The sequence below is a fragment of the Roseateles sp. P5_E1 genome (assembly GCF_054049335.1).
The window spans coordinates 1-615 of the sequence record NZ_JBFUMN010000289.1 but is presented as its reverse complement, the minus strand read 5'-3'; the positions used below and the strand labels follow the sequence as shown (position 1 = coordinate 615).

The following is a 615-nucleotide window of genomic DNA, read 5'->3' as shown; positions in this document are numbered from 1 at the left end:
CGGCAGGGGCCGACCCAGCCATTACGGCGCGTATCGCGCGCCTGCACGCGGCTGGAGCCGGGGATGGCCCACAACCCGGCGGCGTTGCGATCGACATTCCAATCCGCCCCTTCCAGGGTGGCGGCTACGGCGTGCGGCCGACGCGACGCGCGATGGATGGCGTCAGCGACCGCCTCCATCTCGCCATGGAACCAACGGTAGCCGTTGACACAGATTTCCCGTGGCTGGTCACCCGGGGCGGGAAACCCGGGAAGAAGCTCGCGCAACGCCGCACTTGCATCGTCCAGCGTCTGGGTGCGAAAACCGGGTTCCTCGGCCCAACGCTCTATTCGGGACAGCCATGACGTCTGCATACGAGTACTCCTGGTGAAAACCAACCATGGCCCTACGCAGGTTACCGGGACGAGAATTCGCACGACGTCAGATGAACGGTTGTGTCTTTGCACATGGACCTCACCGTACGTGCACGCACATACCTTCCGGATACGTAAGGCGCGGCGGGCGACGGTAAACAGCGGCAACCCGATGCCCTGCGGGTGTGACCACAGCGACGGATGTCCAGAGCGGCCTCACACGAACCCGCGCTCAAGTAACGAACGCGGGCCTAGGGTGGTG

General features: G+C 64.7%; 1 protein-coding gene. It reads right to left on the bottom strand.

Annotation, left to right across the window (positions count from 1 at the left end):
- Positions 1–353 (bottom strand): hypothetical protein (locus ACXJKJ_RS31100; RefSeq protein WP_457395434.1); only part of this gene is annotated, 353 nt, incomplete at its 3' end.
- Between the last annotated feature and the right edge of the window lie 262 nt (positions 354–615).